Origin of the sequence: Allotamlana fucoidanivorans, assembly GCF_006265225.1 — a bacterium.
In the GTDB taxonomy this organism is placed as follows: domain Bacteria; phylum Bacteroidota; class Bacteroidia; order Flavobacteriales; family Flavobacteriaceae; genus Allotamlana; species Allotamlana fucoidanivorans.
On sequence record NZ_VDCS01000005.1, the window covers coordinates 111,127 to 129,472 of the forward strand.

The 18,346-nt window shown below is 34.8% G+C and carries 18 protein-coding genes and 1 tRNA gene; 9 read left to right on the top strand and 10 right to left on the bottom strand.

Translation table 11 applies throughout. From position 1 onward, the window contains the following. Positions 1–2: 2 nt before the first annotated feature. A complete protein-coding gene (locus FGF67_RS06085; RefSeq protein ID WP_139695761.1) occupies positions 3–887 on the bottom strand; it encodes a helix-turn-helix domain-containing protein in 885 nt (294 codons plus the stop codon). A gap of 94 nt (positions 888–981) precedes the next feature. Continuing rightward, positions 982–1,431, bottom strand: coding sequence for a hypothetical protein (locus tag FGF67_RS06090; protein WP_139695763.1), 450 nt, complete (start codon positions 1,429–1,431; stop codon positions 982–984). 573 nt (positions 1,432–2,004) lie between these two features. On the opposite strand from FGF67_RS06090, the gene FGF67_RS06095 reads away from it, so the two are divergent. Then, the gene (locus tag FGF67_RS06095) at positions 2,005–2,802 is read left to right on the top strand and encodes a sulfite exporter TauE/SafE family protein (RefSeq protein ID WP_139695766.1); all 798 of its coding nucleotides are present in this window, start codon (positions 2,005–2,007) and stop codon (positions 2,800–2,802) included. A gap of 172 nt (positions 2,803–2,974) precedes the next feature. On the opposite strand, the gene FGF67_RS06100 is transcribed toward FGF67_RS06095, so the two are convergent. The 4 genes from FGF67_RS06100 to trxA form a co-directional block, all read right to left on the bottom strand. Further along, a tRNA-Asp gene (locus FGF67_RS06100) sits at positions 2,975–3,051 on the bottom strand. Positions 3,052–3,175: 124 nt separating this feature from the next. Next, complete coding sequence (locus FGF67_RS06105; protein WP_139695767.1) at positions 3,176–4,105, bottom strand: DUF58 domain-containing protein; 930 nt, start codon at positions 4,103–4,105, stop codon at positions 3,176–3,178. Continuing rightward, a complete protein-coding gene (locus FGF67_RS06110; RefSeq protein ID WP_139695769.1) occupies positions 4,106–4,645 on the bottom strand; it encodes a ClpP family protease in 540 nt (179 codons plus the stop codon). 87 nt (positions 4,646–4,732) lie between these two features. Then, a complete protein-coding gene (gene trxA, locus FGF67_RS06115) occupies positions 4,733–5,050 on the bottom strand; it encodes a thioredoxin (protein ID WP_139695772.1) in 318 nt (105 codons plus the stop codon). A 384-nt stretch (positions 5,051–5,434) separates the two neighbouring features. Between trxA and FGF67_RS06120 the strand changes: the two genes are divergently transcribed. From FGF67_RS06120 to FGF67_RS06135, 4 genes are all read left to right on the top strand, one after another. Then, positions 5,435–5,866 (top strand): SRPBCC family protein, encoded by a 432-nt coding sequence (locus FGF67_RS06120; protein WP_139695773.1) that lies wholly within the window; start codon positions 5,435–5,437, stop codon positions 5,864–5,866. Continuing rightward, positions 5,856–6,182 carry an ArsR/SmtB family transcription factor gene (locus FGF67_RS06125; RefSeq protein WP_139695775.1) on the top strand — a complete coding sequence of 109 codons (327 nt, stop codon included), beginning with the start codon at positions 5,856–5,858 and terminating at the stop codon, positions 6,180–6,182. The genes FGF67_RS06120 and FGF67_RS06125 overlap by 11 nt, the downstream gene beginning before the upstream one ends. Before the next feature lie 91 nt (positions 6,183–6,273). After that, positions 6,274–6,507, top strand: coding sequence for a thioredoxin domain-containing protein (locus FGF67_RS06130; protein WP_139695777.1), 234 nt, complete (start codon positions 6,274–6,276; stop codon positions 6,505–6,507). A 65-nt stretch (positions 6,508–6,572) separates the two neighbouring features. Beyond that, entirely contained in the window at positions 6,573–7,172 is a 600-nt protein-coding gene (locus FGF67_RS06135) for a MarR family winged helix-turn-helix transcriptional regulator (protein WP_139695779.1), read from the top strand. Here FGF67_RS06135 and dnaE read toward each other — a convergent pair. Next, positions 7,169–11,554 (bottom strand): DNA polymerase III subunit alpha, encoded by a 4,386-nt coding sequence (gene dnaE, locus FGF67_RS06140; RefSeq protein WP_139695781.1) that lies wholly within the window; start codon positions 11,552–11,554, stop codon positions 7,169–7,171. The genes FGF67_RS06135 and dnaE overlap by 4 nt on opposite strands. 162 nt (positions 11,555–11,716) lie before the next feature. After that, positions 11,717–12,166 carry a ferritin-like domain-containing protein gene (locus FGF67_RS06145; protein ID WP_139695783.1) on the bottom strand — a complete coding sequence of 150 codons (450 nt, stop codon included), beginning with the start codon at positions 12,164–12,166 and terminating at the stop codon, positions 11,717–11,719. A 204-nt stretch (positions 12,167–12,370) separates the two neighbouring features. On the opposite strand from FGF67_RS06145, the gene FGF67_RS06150 reads away from it, so the two are divergent. From FGF67_RS06150 to rimM, 3 genes are all read left to right on the top strand, one after another. Then, entirely contained in the window at positions 12,371–13,435 is a 1,065-nt protein-coding gene (locus FGF67_RS06150) for a lactonase family protein (protein WP_139695785.1), read from the top strand. A gap of 95 nt (positions 13,436–13,530) precedes the next feature. Next, positions 13,531–14,022, top strand: a complete 492-nt coding sequence (locus FGF67_RS06155; RefSeq protein ID WP_139695787.1) for a 30S ribosomal protein S16 — start codon at positions 13,531–13,533, stop codon at positions 14,020–14,022. Between the two features lie 64 nt (positions 14,023–14,086). Further along, the gene (gene rimM, locus FGF67_RS06160; protein WP_139695790.1) at positions 14,087–14,611 is read left to right on the top strand and encodes a ribosome maturation factor RimM; all 525 of its coding nucleotides are present in this window, start codon (positions 14,087–14,089) and stop codon (positions 14,609–14,611) included. A gap of 31 nt (positions 14,612–14,642) precedes the next feature. Here rimM and FGF67_RS06165 read toward each other — a convergent pair whose 3' ends face one another. Continuing rightward, positions 14,643–15,110 (bottom strand): CBS domain-containing protein, encoded by a 468-nt coding sequence (locus FGF67_RS06165; RefSeq protein ID WP_139695792.1) that lies wholly within the window; start codon positions 15,108–15,110, stop codon positions 14,643–14,645. 262 nt (positions 15,111–15,372) lie between these two features. Here FGF67_RS06165 and FGF67_RS06170 point away from each other — a divergent pair, with 262 nt between their 5' ends. Next, positions 15,373–16,080: a hypothetical protein gene (locus tag FGF67_RS06170; protein ID WP_139695794.1), complete on the top strand. Its 708-nt coding sequence runs from the start codon at positions 15,373–15,375 to the stop codon at positions 16,078–16,080. A gap of 91 nt (positions 16,081–16,171) precedes the next feature. Here the strand turns inward: FGF67_RS06170 and FGF67_RS06175 are convergent, their stop codons facing one another. After that, entirely contained in the window at positions 16,172–18,265 is a 2,094-nt protein-coding gene (locus FGF67_RS06175; RefSeq protein ID WP_139695796.1) for a M13 family metallopeptidase, read from the bottom strand. Positions 18,266–18,346 lie beyond the last annotated feature (81 nt).

Sequence of the window (18,346 nt, forward strand, 5' to 3'; positions counted from 1 at the left end):
GGTTAAACGGCATCATTAAGACGTGCTTTTTTTGAATTTTTCCATTGCTTAGGTGTTACCCCAAACTCATTTTTAAAACTTCGTATAAAATGAGAATCGCTTTCAAAACCGCAATCATAACATATCTGTTGAATAGTAAAGTCTGTACTCAACATTAAGTTGCTTGCCAAATTTAGTCGTTTTGCTAAAAGCCATTTTCCTGGTGTTGTATTGTATATTTTTTGAAATTCTCTTTTAAACGAAGACATACTTTTTCCACACAACCTAGCAAATTCATCTACTTTTAGATTATAGATAAATTGTTCTTCCATAACGCGTTCTATGGTTCCATCAACATTTTGGGCAATGGTATAAAAAACGTTCTTAATATCACTATTACTTTGACTTGAACAAATATTAAGCAACATTTCCCTGAATTTTAATTCAATTATTTTTTGTGAAATTTGCTTACCTTCTTTCAAATAAGAAAAAAAGGAATGGTATAAGGTTTCTAAGCTTTCAGAAACATGAATTCTATAAATAAAATTTGGATGGCTTATTTGTTTTAACGTTTTTATTTCGCTACTAATATCTTCTTTTACACATCTTCTAATAAAATCATCTTTCATAAAAAACATGAGCACGCAAAAACCTTCCTCAAAATATTGCTGATTTTTAAACGCTCCTTTTCTAACAAAAATGGATTGATTTTCTTTTACCAGATAGTCGTTTGCAGGAGTTATCCATTTTTTTTGGCCACTCAATACATAAACCACACTGTGGCATTCAGACCAAGCTGTAAACAATTCTTCCTTTATAGGACACTTAAACTCTACAATTAAATAATCTTCTCCAATTATTTTGTTATAGCCAGGTGTTTGCAAAAAATGTTGATAGGAATCAAACATAAAATTTGTATTTGATTAGTATTCACTAAATTAATAAAATTTATGTTTCTAATAAAAGAACAGATTCTCTATTATAAAAAGCACATTATATCTCTTAATGCTTGCCTTTGTGCTTATCTTTTTTTTGTTTTCTTCCCTGTCCTCTATTTGTTTTTTTTCCAGTGCCTTTTTTCAATTCATGAAACTCAGCTGAACCTGGTTTTATGCCCAACTGTTTGGCAATAGCTCCCCACCCTTGAGATTTATGTCCTTTATAAACTGTTAAAACCCTATCTATTGAGACTCTTGCCACCCTAGAAATCTCTAGAGACAAAAAGATTTCACCCGGCACCATGTTCAACGTTGCTCCCATGTAATTAAGTTTGTTTTCTGAGATATTGTAAAACAATCTCATATCGCTATAAAAAGCGTTTAAGTTTGAACGCCCTTGGGTGTTTACTATATTCAAATCGGCATCAAGAGTTACACTTCCCGTTCTAAACGAAATTTGTGCCGAAGCCGTATAAACACTAAAAAGTAGAATTAACAAAAGTAAATGTTTCATAATATTTTGATTTAGGGTAATCACAATATGTACGATTATATTTTCATTTTGGTTTATATAACATCACATTTTACTAAGGTTTGAAGCATTAGTTTCTCACTCTTCAACCTAAAAGCTAACCACAAAAATTAACGATATGATTAACTGTAAACCCATTACCTTTCGCTTGTATACATAAGAAAAAGCATCCATTTTCTGTAAAGAAAAGGGAAGCTCTCCATTGATACCAAATCACTTTGGCACACTACACCCTGGCTTTCTCCAGAAACAACACAACTTCTTACTATTCCAAAAAAAGCCTAATTTCTTAGAGTTTTTAGCAATTTGGTATTCTGATTGGGTCTGCTATGCTTTCCCGAAAATCAGTGTTTTTGCATCCTTCATCTAAAATAATACTTTGCCGACCTTTTTGGAAATTCACGAGAAATCATAAAAACAATGACGAAATATCGTCAATTCACTAAATATCATGACCTTTTTTTTTAATCGAATACTGTAAGTAACTGATATTATGAAACTTACAATACATGGCATGCAAAATGCATATAATACTATTAAACAAAGAATTTTAAAATGGAATTAATAGAAATTTTTGGATATATTGGAGCACTGATTGTTGGTGTGACATTAGGTTTAATGGGAGGTGGAGGTTCTATAATCGCCATTCCAATTTTAACCTATTTGTTCCACATCAATCCAATAACCACCACGGCATACTCATTATTTGTAGTTGGGACGTCCTCTTCAATAGGAACTCTAAATAATTGGAAGAAAGGATTGATAGAATATAAACTAGCTGTTGTTTTTGCTATTCCAGCATTTTTGGCTGTTTATGTTGTTCGTAAGTATTTAATGCCTCTAATTCCGATGGAGATAATCACCGTGAATGACTTTGTAATTACAAAGGATATAGCCATTATGGTATTTTTCGCAGTAATTATGATATTTTCTGCCACTTCTATGATTAAAAAGAAAAAAATAATTGAATCAAATTATAATCCAATTCACCATAACTACCTCTTGATTGTTATTATAGGGATTATAATTGGTTTGTTAACTGGTGTTATTGGTATTGGAGGTGGTTTTATCATTATTCCTGCTCTGGTTCTATTGTTGAAAATTGAAATGAAGAAGGCCGTTGCTACAACATTGTTTATTATTGCCATAAAATCGTTGGTTGGTTTTTTGGGCGACCTTGGAAATACTGAAATAAACTGGGGATTTCTTTTGATTTTTACGACTATATCAATCTCAGGTATATTCTTTGGCCATTACCTTTCTTCCTACATTAAAGGCTCAAACCTCAAAAAGTCCTTTGGATGGATGGTTTTATTTATAGCATTTGCTATTTTGTATATAGAGCTTTTTTAATATAATCTCACTTAAAACAAAAAAGCATCCCCATTTTCAATAAAGAAAAAAGGAAAGCTTTCCATTGGTTACCAAATCACTTTGGCAAACTACATCCTAGATTTCTCTAGGAACAACACAACTTCTTTATATTGCCAAAAAAAGCCCTAATCTCTTAGAGCTTTTAGCAATTTGGCGGTCTGGACGGGACTCGAACCCGCGACCTTCGCCGTGACAGGGCGACATTCTAACCAACTGAACTACCAGACCGTTGCTTTATTGCGGTTGCAAATATACACGGCTTTTTTAATTTGTCAAACCTTTTTTTAACTTTTTTACATATTTTTTTAAAAAGTTTCTTTTTACAACCGCCTTAAACATTTTCATTTAAACTCTAAGCAAATTTTTGACGTTCTAACAAATACGTTGTCAGTATATTATTAAATTTTTTATGAATATCTGCTTCGACATAAGTAATTTTATACTGTGCACATTTTAATTTTATCGCTTCAAAATAGGTGTTAACCGCATGGCTATAACTGTCTTTTATTGAATCAGCATACAAATTAATAGACTCACCCGTTTCAACATCAATAAATCGTTTGGGTTGATTATCAAATTGAAAGTTTACTTCTTTTTCACCATCAAACACATGAAACAAAATGACCTCGTGTTTATTATACTTTAAATGTCTTAAAGCTTCAAAAAGTTTAATGTCATCTTCAACGGTTTGAAACATATCAGTAAACAAAAAAATCATAGAGCGTCTATGGATTTTTTCGGCAATTTCATGAAGATACTTATAGGTTTCTGTTCGCCGCATTTTAGGCTTTGACACCACGGCTTCACTCAAATGATTTATAAGCATCTGATGGTGGCGTTCACTGCCTTTTTCGGGCGCATAATAATCATAGCTATCACTATAAATACTCAATCCTACCGCATCCCGTTGCTTCTTTAGTATATGCATCATAGAAGCTGCCGCCAAAGCCGAAAAAGCAATTTTATTTAAGTGATCTATTGAAAAGGCTTTTAACTCTGGATAATGCATTGAGCTACTATTATCTATAATGATATGACAACGTAAATTGGTTTCATCATCATAGCGCTTGGTATAAAGCTTATCGGTTTTCGCGAACAACTTCCAGTCGATATGCCGCGTGCTTTCACCTTGATTATAAATTTTATGTTCGGCAAACTCAGCAGAAAACCCATGAAACGGACTTTTATGCATACCCGCCACAAAACCTTCAACCACTTGTTTAGCAAGTAATTCAAGATTTTTAAACCCTTCAGCTTTATTTAATTCTGATTGTAAATTCAATTAAATCACTTTATCAACTATACCATAAGCCACAGATTCTTCGGCTCCCATCCAATGATCTCTATTAAAGTCTTTCATCACTTTCTCAAAATCTTGCCCACAATTATCGGCCAAAATTTTCGCACTTAATTCTTTAGTTTTTAAAATTTCTTGAGCAGTAATTTCAATATCACTGGCTTGCCCTCTGGCGCCACCGCTAGGCTGGTGAATCATAACCCGCGCATGTGGCTGAATAAAACGTTTACCTTTTGTACCTACCGAAAGTAATATAGACCCCATTGACGCAGCAAGCCCCGTACATATGGTTGACACATCACTATTTAAAGCCTTTATGGTATCATATATAGCAAACCCTGAAGTTACATAACCACCAGGACTATTAATATATAAATGAATATCTTGCGTCTCTAAAGCATCAAGGTATAACAACCTATCTATAACGTGCTTGGCCGATTTGTCATCTACCTGCCCCCATAGAAACACTTTACGCTGTGCTATTAATTTTTCATCAATAGCATCTTGTATCTTTAATTTGCTCATTGTTTTATATTTTGAATGTGTCTAAAATAAAAAAAGGTTTGCCATAATGACAAACCTTTTACTTTTTCTTTTTCGTTATATTATCTTTTACAAAAGACCATCAATGGCATCTGTATAAGCATTCTTTGGTGCAACCCCAACTTGTCTGCCAACTACCTCTCCATTTTGAAAAACCAAAACTGTTGGTATATTACGTACACCATACTTTGCAGCAAACTCTTGGTTAGCATCAACATCAACCTTTCCAACTACTGCTTTACCATCATATTCCTCACTAATTTGCTCAATGATTGGTCCAACCATTCTACAAGGTCCACACCATGCTGCCCAAAAATCCACCAAAACTGGCTTATCACTTTTTAATACCGTTTCTTCAAACGTTGCATCTGTAATTTCTAATGCCATAATATTTATATTTTAATCTGTTTCTATTTTTATAACACAAAATTAGTCAAAAAAAACACTTAAGCTTACAATCTGTCAATTTGTTTTACTTATAGTTAAATTAACAGGAACTATGTATTTTGTGTAAGGGTGCATAAACCAGGCTATCAGCGCTATCTTTTTTGCTAGCAAGAAGTTTATTCGTATAAAATCAAGTCAGTTTCACAAAAAGCATACTGCTTATTAAACTCCCTTTTTTGTGCAATAAAAACCGTTACTATCCTTTGCGCAAAGATAACAATTTTATAAGTGAAACAAATTAAGCAACCTTTTAGTTGCTTAATAGAAAATTTTACATTAATTTAGCAACCGTAAAGTTGCGTATTAATCAAAAAACGAATTACAATGAAAGATGTTATTAAAAAAGAAGTCCTGTTTAAGCATGATATTAATCAAGTATGGCAGGCCATTTCACAGGGCGAAGCACTATCTACATGGTTTATAAAAGCAGATTTTAAACCAGAAAAAGGCTACAAATATACGTTTACTGCTGAACCCAATGACAAAGGGTGCACTGTAATACATGGTGAAATTAAGTACGCAAACCCCTATCGTTTGGTTTATACCTGGATTGTTGCAGATACAAAAACAGAAACGACTGTATCTTGGTTATTGGAAGAAACCCCAAACGGCACAAAGCTAAACTTAGAACATTCGGGAATTAGAAATTATGCAGGCGAAACAGCTATTGCTATGTTTGAAAGCTTTAATGGAGGCTGGGAAAATTGTCTTTCTCAATTGTCTAACTACTTAAAAGAAGAAGTGAATGCAGGATAAAATCACTAAACTATTTAAAGCTATTGCAGACCCAACAAGGCGTGATATTTTTCATGCCTTGGTTATTGCCACTTCTGCTTTGTCTATCACGCAAATTTCAAATCAATTTGACATAACAAGACAAGGGATTACAAAGCATATTAAAACGTTAGAACAGGCTGGATTAGTGTATATTGAATCACAAGGTCGTGAACGCTATTGCAATGCCAACCCAAAAGCATTGAAAGAAATCACTAGCTGGTTGAAATTCTATGAACAATTCTGGACTGACAAATTAAATAATTTAAGCCTCTATTTAGACGAAAAAAACACGTAACATTTGAAAACAACAAAAAAGACACAGACTATTTGTTTTAGTTAGGATTCCTTATTACTTTTATAGTGTATAAATTTTAAAACTAATCATTATGAGTAAATCCGTTTTTTATCACGCAGGGTGTCCAGTATGCATTAGTGCAGAGCATGACATCATTAAACTTATAGGAAAAGATAATGTTGAAATCGTTCACTTTGGTGAAGATGCTTCTAGAATTCCTGAAGCCGAAAACGCAGGCGTAAAATCTGTACCAGCTCTAGTCACCCCAACCGGCAATGTTTTGCATATCAACTTTGGGGCTTCTATGGAAGATGTAAAAGCTTAATTTTTGCTTTTATTAGTTAGGATTACTAACTTAGCCTGTCGAAAAGAAATTCGACAGGTTTTTTTATGAGTATATTTAATCCATACACCCAAGAAGAGGACATTTCAAGTAAAATTGTTGCCGGTTTAGAGCGCATATCTGAAGCTTTTAAAGTGCTACTATGGGAAAAAGCTAAAACACTAGGCTTGAGTCCTATTCAAATTCAAATTCTGATTTTTATAAAACACCATACATTAAATTTTTGCAATGTTAGTCACTTAGCTAAAGAATTTAACTTAACTAAACCAACCATTAGTGATGCGGTTCGTGTTTTGATTAAAAAAGAACTCATTAACAAAGCGCACTCAACCACTGATAGTAGAAGTTATAGCATACAATTATCTCATACAGGACACGCTATTGTAAAGGAAACAGAACACTATGCTGAACCCTTAAAGAAACAATTATCAAACAGTGATGCTTATAGCTTAGAACAAACATTTAAAATACTAAGCGAACTCATTTTCAAACTTAACAAACTAGGGATACTTACCGTACAGCGTACTTGTTATAGGTGCAGATATTATCAAAAAAATAAAGACCAACACTACTGCAATTTATTAGAAAAACAGCTACAAACTGTTGAAATTCGCATTGATTGTCCTGAATTTGAATTAACGGACTAATTCAACTTAAATTTAACATCCTGAGATTGCAGTTCATCAAGTAACTCCTGACAAACTTTTACCTTTTGCCTTCTACTTGGCATATTAAGCTTCATTTTTTCTTTGGCGTCATAAACCACAAAATTAAGCGCTTGATTTCCTGGATGCATATGAATTAACTCTTTTAAGTCTGTAATTTTTTGCTCATTCAAATCATTTATATCCAGCTGAATAGACAGTTTCTTGGCATATTGTTCCATCACATCATGCAGTAACTGAAAACTGTTAAACTGCAACCTAGGGTCACTCTTTTTCCCAGTGTCCTTATTCGTCCACCCTTCTCTTACAAAGGTCTTTACAAACACAAAATTATTCTGCAACAAGAAGTGCCTGTATTTTAGATACTCCTCGCCAAAAATTCTGAATTCATAACTATCATTATAATCTTCAATAGTAAAAAGAGCCCAACCTTTACCTTGTTTGCTTACACGGTGTTGTACATCGGTAACCACGCCACCAAAAACCAACTCTCTATTTACATAAGGCTCAAGATTATTAAACATACCCACCACGGCATTGCAAAAGGTATTCATTTCGGTTTTAAAATCATCTAACGGATGACCAGAAATATAAACCCCAACCACCTCACGTTCTTTACTCAGTTTTTCCATGGTGCCCCATTCTTCACAAGGTGGCACTTCAGGTTCTGGAATTTGAACATCACTGGCTTCTCCAAACAAACTCACCTGAGCTGAATTCTCATTTTCTTTGTATTTCTGAGCGTATTTTATGGCTTTTTCTAAAAAAGTAATTCCACTGCCATCATCATGAAAATATTGCGCTCGGTGTGTACTACCCAATCCATCAAAGCCTCCAGCTAAAGCCAAATTTTCAAAAGCCTTTTTATTAGCTGCGCGCAAATCAATGCGTTTGGCTAAATCAAAAATAGATCTATACGGCCCATCCTCTTTTCTATGTTCTACAATAGTTTTTACCGCACCATGACCAACCCCTTTAATAGCCCCCATACCAAAACGAACCGCGCCATCTTTATTTACTGAAAATTTATAGTAACTTTCGTTAACATCTGGGCCTAATACATCTAACTTCATACGTTTACACTCTTCCATAAAGAACGTAACCTGTTTTATGTCATTCATGTTATTGGAAAGCACCGCAGCCATATACTCGGCAGGATAATGCGCTTTTAAATAAGCTGTTTGATAGGCAATCCAAGCGTAACAGGTAGAGTGCGACTTATTAAACGCATAGCTCGCAAAGGCCTCCCAGTCTTTCCAAACTTTCTCTAAAATTTTAGCGTCATGACCATTAGCACTTGCCTGTTCAATGAATTTTGGCTTCATTTTATCCAGCACTGCAATCTGTTTTTTACCCATGGCCTTACGCAGTACATCAGCTTCACCTTTGGTAAAATCGGCAAGTTTTTGAGACAGCAACATCACCTGCTCTTGGTAAACCGTAATACCGTACGTTTCTTTAAGGTATTCTTCCATGGCAGGCAAATCGTACTCTATCTCTTCATCACCATGTTTTCTGCGTACGAAACTTGGAATATACTCCATAGGGCCAGGACGATACAAGGCATTCATGGCAATTAAATCTTCAAAAACAGTAGGCTTTAAATCTCTAAGATGTTTTTGCATCCCAGGAGATTCGTATTGAAACACCCCTACGGTTTCTCCCCTTTGGAATAAAGCATAAGTTTCCTCATCATCTAAAGGAAAATTTTCCGGATCAAGCTGAATCCCATGTTTAGCCTTTACAATTTTAACCGTATCTTTTATAAGAGTTAAGGTTTTTAACCCTAAAAAATCCATTTTTAACAGACCCGCCGATTCTACAACAGAGTTGTCAAACTGCGTTACGTACAAATCGGAGTCTTTGGCCACAGACACTGGTACAAACTTGGTAATATCATCTGGAGTGATGATTACCCCACAAGCATGAATACCAGTATTTCTAACGGAGCCTTCTAGGGTTCTTGCCAGATTTAAAGTTTCGGCTTGTAAATCTGAACCATCTGCAATATTTAAAAGCTCATTAACTTTTTCTAATTCTTCAGACCTAAATTTAGAAGCTAAAGCTTTCTCATCTAAACCAAAAATCTTATTTAATTTAGACATATTAGGGATAAGCTTGGCAATTCTATCCGCATCAAACAATGGCAAATCAAGCACACGAGCGGTATCACGAATGGAGGACTTCGCGGCCATGGTTCCGTAAGTAATAATTTGCGCTACCTGATTGGCACCATACTTTTCAATAACGTAATCCATAACTCGACTTCGGCCTTCGTCATCAAAATCGATATCAATGTCGGGCATACTCACACGATCTGGATTTAAGAAACGCTCAAAAAGCAAATCGTACTTCATAGGATCTATGTTGGTAATCCATAGGCAATAAGCCACCACGGAACCAGCAGCAGAACCACGCCCAGGACCAACCGACACATCCATATTTCGTGCTTCACGAATAAAGTCTTCAACAATCAAGAAATAGCCTGGATAGCCTGTTTTCTCGATAACGTTAAGTTCAAAATCAAGGCGCTCAATCACTTCTTCACCAAGTGGTTCGCCATAACGTTTTTTCGCGCCTTCGTAAGTTAGGTGTCTCAAAAAGGCATTTTCACCACGTTTACCACCATCAACTAAATCTTCCTCATGTTTAAACTCCTCAGGAATATCAAAGGCAGGTAAAAGCACATCTCGTGCCAGCTGAAAAGCTTCTATTTTATCAACTAAGCCTTGAATATTCAATATTGCTTCAGGAATATCCTTAAACAATTCTTTCATGGCCTCAGAAGACTTAAAATAGTACTCCTGATTTGGTAAACCATAACGATAGCCACGGCCGCGACCTATTGGTGTGGCTTGCTTTTCTCCATCTCTTACACATAATAAAATATCATGCGCATTAGCATCTTCTTGTTTTTGATAGTAGGTGTTATTGGATGCAACTATTTTTAAATCATGTTTTTTAGCTAATTTTATCAAAGTAGGATTAACCCGATTTTCATCCTCCTGATTGTGACGCATCACTTCTACGTATAAATCATCTCCAAATTCATTTTTCCACCAAATAAGCGCTTCTTCAGCTTGGTTCTCACCAACATTAAGCACTTTACTTGGCACTTCCCCATACAAGTTCCCTGTTAAAACTATTAGATCTTCTTTATATTGCTGAATAAGTTTTTTATCAATTCTAGGTACATAATAAAACCCATCAACAAAGGCATGCGATGATAACTTTGCTAAATTATGATAGCCGTTTTTATTCTTTGCAATCAGTACTATTTGGTAACCATTATCTTTTCTTGACTTGTCTAAATGATCACTACACACAAAAAATTCACAACCCACAATCGGTTTTATTTCCTTAGCTTCAACCGCTTCTCCAGAGGCTTCTGCCTCTGCAATCTTGGTCTTAACACCACTATTGTGTCTATTTACAGCATTGATAAAGTGAAATGCCCCCATCATATTAGCATGATCTGTAAGAGCTACTGCTGGCATATTATATTGAGCGGCAGCCGAAACAATATCTGCAACCCCCATAGTAGATTGTAACACCGAAAATTGTGAATGGTTGTGAAGATGCACAAAATCAACATCGGCTAAATCTGAAATATTCTGTTTTATAGCCTCTGATGAGATACTAGACTCAGCTTTTTTTAGGCGTTCTCTTAACTTGGCACTCGCTTTTTTGAGGTTGATATGCTTTAAACCTATAAGCTGTATAGGCTCTGGATTGGCTTCCTTGAATTTCTCAAAATAATCGGGCTGAACATCAAGCTGCTCTTTTGTGTATTCTTCTAAACGCACCAATTCTAGGAAACAGCGTGTTGTGGCTTCAACATCGGCAGTGGCATTATGTGCTTCAGCAAAGGGCTCATTAAACAAAAACTCGTGCAGTTCTGTTAAAGTAGGTAATTTAAATTTTCCGTAACGCCCACCAGGAATTTGACACAATTCGGCCGTATGCTCTGTACAGGTATCTAAAACTGGAAGTTCTTGCAAATTGTTATCTACCTGTTCACGTACAAACTCTGCCCCCATGATATTCAGATCAAACTGCACATTTTGCCCAACAACAAATTTTGATTTGCCTAGTACGGCATTAAATTTTTCTAAAACCTCTGACAATGGCACGCCTTCTTCTTGGGCTAAATCAGTAGAAATTCCGTGGATTTTTTCTGCATCATAAGGGATATTAAATCCGTCTGGGCGCACCAAATAATCTTGACTATCAATACAGTTTCCCATGGCATCATGCAGCTGCCAAGCTATTTGAATACATCTTGGCCAATTATCAACATCTGTAATTGGAGCATCCCAACGTTTTGGTAAGCCAGTAGTTTCTGTATCGAAGATTAAGTACATAAATTTTATCCAGGTTTTGTTTCTGCTATTAACAAAATAATAAGTCTATAAAAATAGGTAGAATTTACACTTTTTTAAAGTGAAGTTATAAAGAGTTTTAAACAAAAAGAAGAGCTACCTATATAGATAGCTCTTCTCACATTGCTAAACTCCGCTCAACCCTTAGGTTACTAAAATCTCTTTTTTCTTTGAAGCATCAATAGCATTTTGGATAGCATTTTTTTGATTCAGCAATAACGTTACAATACTTGAAGGCAATACTCTATCCTCTAAAACCTCGAGATATTCCTCTAAGTTTCTTTCCTCGCCTTTAATTACCTCTTCTAAAATCGCCTCCTCATTGTTTGATGTAAACAGGTTTTTTAAGCTTACCCAATTTCTGTATACTACTCCTTTAAAACTACCTGAATCTTTAGGATGCTCATCATACCTCAAAATCTCTTTTCTTAACTCATTAGCAAATTCACTTCGTTCAAAAGCCCGTCTTTTAAAAAATAGTTTTAAATCAGGACTTTCAACCGATTCAGCGGCATTCAAATACCCCTTTTCGGCATCATAATTCTTAACTAACAATTCATTCAATTTGTTTGAAATTCTTTCTGTAGCTTTCATAATAATTACATTTTAATTCCAATAAATTCTTTTAGAGATGCGTATTGTTTCACATCTATAACAGATCTGTTTAGCTAAGATAAATTCATAATTTACTTACATCAAACCATTTAACTTAGTTTAAAATTTAATTTTGAAAAATTAACACCTCTTATCGAGATTTAAGTTAATTTATCATAAATTGGATTTTCAATTCAAAATAAAATGACGACCAAATTAGTACATTCTTTTATCTTATCATTCGTTTTCTTGACGAGTAACTCTCAAGATATTCCCCTTTATATTGGCACTTATACCTCAGGAAACAGCGAAGGCATCTATAAAATGACGTTTAACACAAAAACAGGAGTACTTCATGATTTACAATTGGCCGTTAAAGCAGAAAACCCCTCTTTTCTGGCATTTTCCCCTAAAAAAAATTATTTATATGCTGTGGGTGAAGGACAAACCAGTGCGGTTATGGCGTTTAAAATGAAACCCGACGGATATTTACAACATATAAACACGGAAAATAGTGAAGGAAAAGGGCCTTGCCATATTTCTATCAACCAAGAGGGAAATTTAGCAGTTGTATCAAACTATGGTGGCGGTACGGTATCATTCTTACCCATAAATACCAACGGTGCTCTTAGTGAAGCCTCGCAAGTATTCAATCATAATACTGAAACAGAAAAGGCTCATGCTCATTCGGCAAAATTTTTTAAGAACGATATCTATGTTGCCGATTTAGGAAGAAATGCCCTGTATCAATACCAGTTAAAAGACACAAAGTATCAGCTTAAATCAGATAGTCTTATTGAAACCACAGGAAATCCTGGCCCACGTCATTTTGAAATAACAAAAGACGGTCAATTTATTTATATTATAAATGAGTATGGCGGCTCTATTACTTCCATAAAAAAAATAGGGAACGGATTTAAAATGATTGATTATGATAGTACCCTTGACCCTGATTTTAAAGGTAAAAACAAATGTGCCGACATTCACTTATCACATGACGAACGCTTTTTATATGGTTCAAACCGTGGCGAAAACACCATAGCTGTGTTTAAAAGAGACACAAAAACGGGGGAAATAGACAAGATTCAAAGTATTTCAGTTCATGGTGACTGGCCTAGAAATTTCACCCTAGACCCTACAGGAAACTTCCTTTTAGTCGCTAATAAGTTAAGTGAAAATATTGCTGTGTATTCCATTGACAAAAACAGCGGGCAACTTACTTTTTTACATGATGTTAAAGTACCTACACCTGTTTGCCTATTATTTTAAATTCACCATCAATAAAAGCTTGATAATTAAAAAAATATAGTATCTTTGCGCCCTCATTAATAACCGAGGTCGAGAACCTCAAATAATTAATTATTATGCCTGTAAAAATTAGATTACAAAGACATGGTAAAAAAGGGAAACCTTTTTACTGGATCGTAGCAGCTGACTCAAGAGCAAAAAGAGATGGTAAATTCTTAGAAAAATTAGGTATTTACAACCCAAACACTAACCCTGCAACCGTTGAATTGAATATTGATGGGGCTGTGCAATGGTTACAAAATGGAGCTCAACCAACAGACACTGCTAAAAACCTTTTATCTTACAAAGGAGCCTTATTGAAAAATCACCTTGTTGGTGGCGTTAAAAAAGGAGCTTTAACTGAAGAGCAAGCTGAAGAAAAATTCAATGCTTGGTTGGAAGAAAAAAATGCAAAGGTTGAAGCGAAAGCAGAAGGTTTATCAGAAGCTCAAGCAAAAGCGAAAGCTGAAGCATTGGCGGCTGAGAAAGCTGTAAACGAAGCAAGAATTGCTGCCGCTGCTCCTGTAGTAGAAGAAGAAACAGCTGAAGCAACAAACGAAGAAGAATAAAAAAATTATTTTTTATACTTTTAAACTCCGATAGCATACTATCGGAGTTTTTTATTTTTATACCATGAAAAAGGACGACTGTTTTTACCTAGGAAAAATTGTGAAAAAATACAGCTTTAAAGGCGAAGTATTGGTAAAACTTGATACCGATCAGCCTGAGCTTTATGAGCATTTAGATGCTATTTTTTTGGAGCTTCGAAATAATTTAGTGCCATTTTTTGTTGAACACGCTCAATTACACAAATCTGAATTACTTCGTATAAAATTTGAGGATGTAGATTCTGAAGCTGACGCAGATGCTATTATGAAATGTGAGCTCTACCTGCCTTTAGACCTGCTTCCAAAGCTAGAAGGTAATCAGTTCTATTTTCATGAAATTATTGGTTTCAAAATCGTTGACAAAAACTTTGGAGACGTAGGAATCATTAAATCTGTTAACGATTCAACCGCCCAAGCTTTATTCGAAGTAGATAGAGATGGTATTGAAATTTTAATCCCTATGAACGATGAATTTATCTTAAAGGTAGACAGAATCAACCACCTTATTTTGGTAGACACACCTGAAGGTCTCATAAATTTATATTTATAAAGAGACCTTTGTGCTTCTTAAAACGATTATTTTATTTCCAAGTTTGACCTTTTATGGTCATGGCCGCTTTTAAGATGTCTTTCTGACTAATTTGCCCAACCAATTTACCGTTCTCTACAATTGGAAAACGTCTGCGTTTAGATTCTAAAAACTTCTTAGCAGCATCAAAAATATTCATATTTCCATCAATGGTTTCAACATTTGACACCATGTGCTTTTCTATAGTTTGATCTTGCATAGGCATATTGTAATAGCGGCTCTCACTAATTTGTTTAATACAATCACCCTCGGAAATAATACCTACCAATTCATTTTTATCATTTACCACTGGCCCACCAGAAATTCTGTGTTTTATTAAAGCTTGCATTACAATTTCTATAGGCTGATCGGGCTTAAATGTAATTAAGCTCGTTGTCATATAATCACTAACGGTTAATGATTGTGATTCTGTATTTGATGCCTGCTGCCTTCTTGCGCCTTGAAAACTCTTTATCCCCATAACTAGTAAATTTAGTAAACTGAAATATAGCTGTTTTTTTCTAATTTTCCTAGCTCTTTTTTAGTGTTATAGCATCTCTTTAGAATTTTTTATGACTTATTTTTTGAAAACAAATTCACTTAACACCTTATATTTCAAACAAATAAAATAATTAAGACTGCCAGTCATTTTGTAAACAAACAAAAATAATTAGCGTAGTTTTAAGAAATTAACTGTTAAATTTTTATAGATTTAGCGTTCTAAATAAAGTAAATTAAAAAAGATGAAAAAATTAGTTGGATTGGTTTTATTGACAAGTAGTTTTATGTTGAATGCACAAACTAACTCAGAATTAATTTCGCATTTTGATGCGTATTATAAACAAATGAAAACCCAAGGGGATGTACAAGGCATTATCAATGCTATGACACATTTAAATGTTTTACAGCCATCGGTAGCAAGACAAGACACTCTAGCTTATATCTATATGAGTGAAGGCAAATATGTTCAGGCGTTAAACACAATAGGTATTGTCACTAACCCCGAAGACTCAGATATAGCTGTAGAAGTAAAAGCTATTTCTTTGAAAGCTGTTGGTCAGCCTAAAATGGCCTATTCACATTTTACAGAGTTATTTAAACGGGAATCTGACCCTATGATTGCTTATGAATTAGCCGAAATTGCCATGCAACTTCAAAAATTTGATGAAGCCGATAAGCATATAGCTTTTGGTTTAGCCAATGCCAAAGATGATATGAAACGTGCTTATTATGAAAGACAAACCCCTTATGAAGTACCGCTTAAAGCAGGATTCATGTATTTAAATGCCTTGTCTATATATAATAAAGACAAAAAAGCAAACATTGATTTGGCAGTTGATGAACTTGATGCAGCCTTTAAAATAGCACCTAATTTCAATATGCTTCAATTAACAAAAAATGAATTATTAAGACAAAAACAAGTGATGCAATCTCAAACACAAACCGAGTAGCCAAAACAATAAGAAACACTTAACATAAAAAAGGCACATTTATAAAATTATGAATGTGCCTTTTTATTTTATAAACCCTTAGATGTTTAATTTACCAAATCTTAACGCGCTCTTCAGGGTTTAAATACATATTGTCACCTTCCTTAATATTAAATGCATTATAAAAAGCATCAATATTTAAAAGCGGTTGCACCGCTCTTACCATACCTGGTGAATGCGGATCTGTTTTTATCTGGGTTTTTAAAGCATTATCACGTGATTTTGTTCTCCAAATAGTACACCACGACAAGAAAAACCGTTGTTCTGGTGTGAATCCATCAATATTTTCAGGACGTCCATTGTCTTTAAAACTAAGTTGTAAAGCTTCATAAGCTGCAGTTACACCTCCTAAATCACCAATATTTTCTCCTAAGGTAAAAGGACCATTTATGAAGGTTTCTGGCAATACTTCAATTTTACTGTACTGGTCTGCCAAATCTTTTCCTAAGGCTTCAAACTGTTTTAAATCTTCATCGGTCCACCAATTATTCAAGTTACCATTCTTATCATATCGAGAACCAGAATCGTCAAAACAATGTGAAATCTCATGTCCAATTACCGCTCCAATGCCACCATAGTTAACCGCGTCATCTGCCTGATAATTATAAAATGGAGGTTGTAAAATGGCAGCAGGGAAAACAATTTCATTGAACGCAGGACTAAAATAGGCATTAACCATTTGAGGCGACATACTCCATCGGCTTTTATCAACAGGGTTACCAAGATCTTTGAGGTTTTGCTGGTGATTCCACCGACTAGCATTGAGCATGTTTTGCAAGTAAGAACCTCCTTCATCAACACCAGCTACATTTAATTCTGAGTAATCTCTCCACTTATCTGGATAAGCAATTTTTACTTTTAGCGCTAAAAGCTTTTCTATAGCCTTTTGTTTTGTTGCTTCGGTCATCCAGGTTAAATTCTTAATTCTTAGTTCATAAGCCTTAATGACATTTTGAATCATTTTTTCAGCCTTCTCTTTAGCTTCTGGCGGAAACTTTTTATCAACATAAAGTTTACCCAAAGCTTCACCAATAGTACCATTTACTGTTTGAAGCGCTCTTTCATCAAGTGGTCTTTGTTTTTTTGCGCCTCGTAGCGTTCTACTATAAAACTCCCAGTTGGCCGTTGCTATTTCTGTACTAAGTAAAGAAGCGGCAGAGTTAAAGGCATTCCAACGTAAATACGACTTCCATGTCTCTACATTATTTTGAGACAATACCGTTTGAAGCGCCTTCATATAGTTCACCTCATTTACAATAACGGTATCCATTTGTTTTACACCAATACCTTCAAAATACGCATTCCATTGGATAGCAGGCACCATATTTTGAAGTTCATCAATAGATCTTGGATTGTATCTTTTTCTAGCATCACGTCTGTCTACTTTGTCCATTCTAGGTTCAGCCAAACTTGTTTCAAAAGCCAATATATCAGTAGCCTGCTCAGAAGATTCAGCTTCAGTATACCCTAAAAACTGTAACATTCTGGTTATATGTGCTACATACTTTTTTCTTTTTTCCTTAGAGTCTTCATCTTCTTTTACATAGTAATCTCTATCGGGAAGACCTAATCCGTCAGGAGCAAGGTAACCCGCATTAATATTACTGTTTTTAGTATGGGCGTATACGTAAAAACTAAAAAAACCACCCCCACCTAGCGGTTCCATTTCAATTAAATAATTTTGAAGATCGTTGATATTAGATATCGACTCAATTTTACTTAAATAAGGCTTCAATGGTTTAACCCCCAATTCGTTTCTACTCGTGGTGTCCATTATGGTTTTGAAAAGCTTTACGGCTTTCTCTTGATCTGACCCAGGCCTGATATTAATAGACATCATATCTTTATCTTCACTCATGGCAGCACTTAATATGGCTAACACATCATCATCTGTTTTCTTTAGTAACTCATGAAAAGAACCCCAGCTCGTTCTATCATCGGGAATATCTGTCTGGTCTAGCCATTTCCCATTAGTATATCGAAAAAAATCATTGTTAGGAGTTGTCGTGCTATCCATAAAATCTAGATTGATCCCTGGCACAACCTCTGTTTTTGCGATTTCTTTTTCGGTGTCTTTCTTACAAGATTGCAGACTAACCATAGCCAGAACACCTAAAAAAGCAAGTAGTTTTACGTAGTTTTTCATTTACTGAATCATTAAGTTAATTATCAAATTGCTTTGTTGACGGCAAAATGATGTGTTTTAGTTTTTTATGATTTATTATAA

What these genes read in the sequence shown, in the direction of transcription:
- trxA (WP_139695772.1), bottom strand. Translation starts at nt 5,050, where the DNA reads ATGGCATTAGAAATTACAGATGCAACGTTTGAAGAAACGGTATTAAAA.
- FGF67_RS06150 (WP_139695785.1), top strand. Translation starts at nt 12,371, where the DNA reads ATGACGACCAAATTAGTACATTCTTTTATCTTATCATTCGTTTTCTTG.
- FGF67_RS06165 (WP_139695792.1), bottom strand. Translation starts at nt 15,110, where the DNA reads ATGGGGATAAAGAGTTTTCAAGGCGCAAGAAGGCAGCAGGCATCAAAT.
- FGF67_RS06085 (WP_139695761.1), bottom strand. Translation starts at nt 887, where the DNA reads ATGTTTGATTCCTATCAACATTTTTTGCAAACACCTGGCTATAACAAA.
- FGF67_RS06170 (WP_139695794.1), top strand. Translation starts at nt 15,373, where the DNA reads ATGAAAAAATTAGTTGGATTGGTTTTATTGACAAGTAGTTTTATGTTG.
- dnaE (WP_139695781.1), bottom strand. Translation starts at nt 11,554, where the DNA reads ATGTACTTAATCTTCGATACAGAAACTACTGGCTTACCAAAACGTTGG.
- FGF67_RS06110 (WP_139695769.1), bottom strand. Translation starts at nt 4,645, where the DNA reads ATGAGCAAATTAAAGATACAAGATGCTATTGATGAAAAATTAATAGCA.
- FGF67_RS06120 (WP_139695773.1), top strand. Translation starts at nt 5,435, where the DNA reads ATGAAAGATGTTATTAAAAAAGAAGTCCTGTTTAAGCATGATATTAAT.
- FGF67_RS06155 (WP_139695787.1), top strand. Translation starts at nt 13,531, where the DNA reads ATGCCTGTAAAAATTAGATTACAAAGACATGGTAAAAAAGGGAAACCT.
- FGF67_RS06145 (WP_139695783.1), bottom strand. Translation starts at nt 12,166, where the DNA reads ATGAAAGCTACAGAAAGAATTTCAAACAAATTGAATGAATTGTTAGTT.
- FGF67_RS06130 (WP_139695777.1), top strand. Translation starts at nt 6,274, where the DNA reads ATGAGTAAATCCGTTTTTTATCACGCAGGGTGTCCAGTATGCATTAGT.
- FGF67_RS06175 (WP_139695796.1), bottom strand. Translation starts at nt 18,265, where the DNA reads ATGAAAAACTACGTAAAACTACTTGCTTTTTTAGGTGTTCTGGCTATG.
- FGF67_RS06125 (WP_139695775.1), top strand. Translation starts at nt 5,856, where the DNA reads ATGCAGGATAAAATCACTAAACTATTTAAAGCTATTGCAGACCCAACA.
- FGF67_RS06090 (WP_139695763.1), bottom strand. Translation starts at nt 1,431, where the DNA reads ATGAAACATTTACTTTTGTTAATTCTACTTTTTAGTGTTTATACGGCT.
- rimM (WP_139695790.1), top strand. Translation starts at nt 14,087, where the DNA reads ATGAAAAAGGACGACTGTTTTTACCTAGGAAAAATTGTGAAAAAATAC.
- FGF67_RS06135 (WP_139695779.1), top strand. Translation starts at nt 6,573, where the DNA reads ATGAGTATATTTAATCCATACACCCAAGAAGAGGACATTTCAAGTAAA.
- FGF67_RS06095 (WP_139695766.1), top strand. Translation starts at nt 2,005, where the DNA reads ATGGAATTAATAGAAATTTTTGGATATATTGGAGCACTGATTGTTGGT.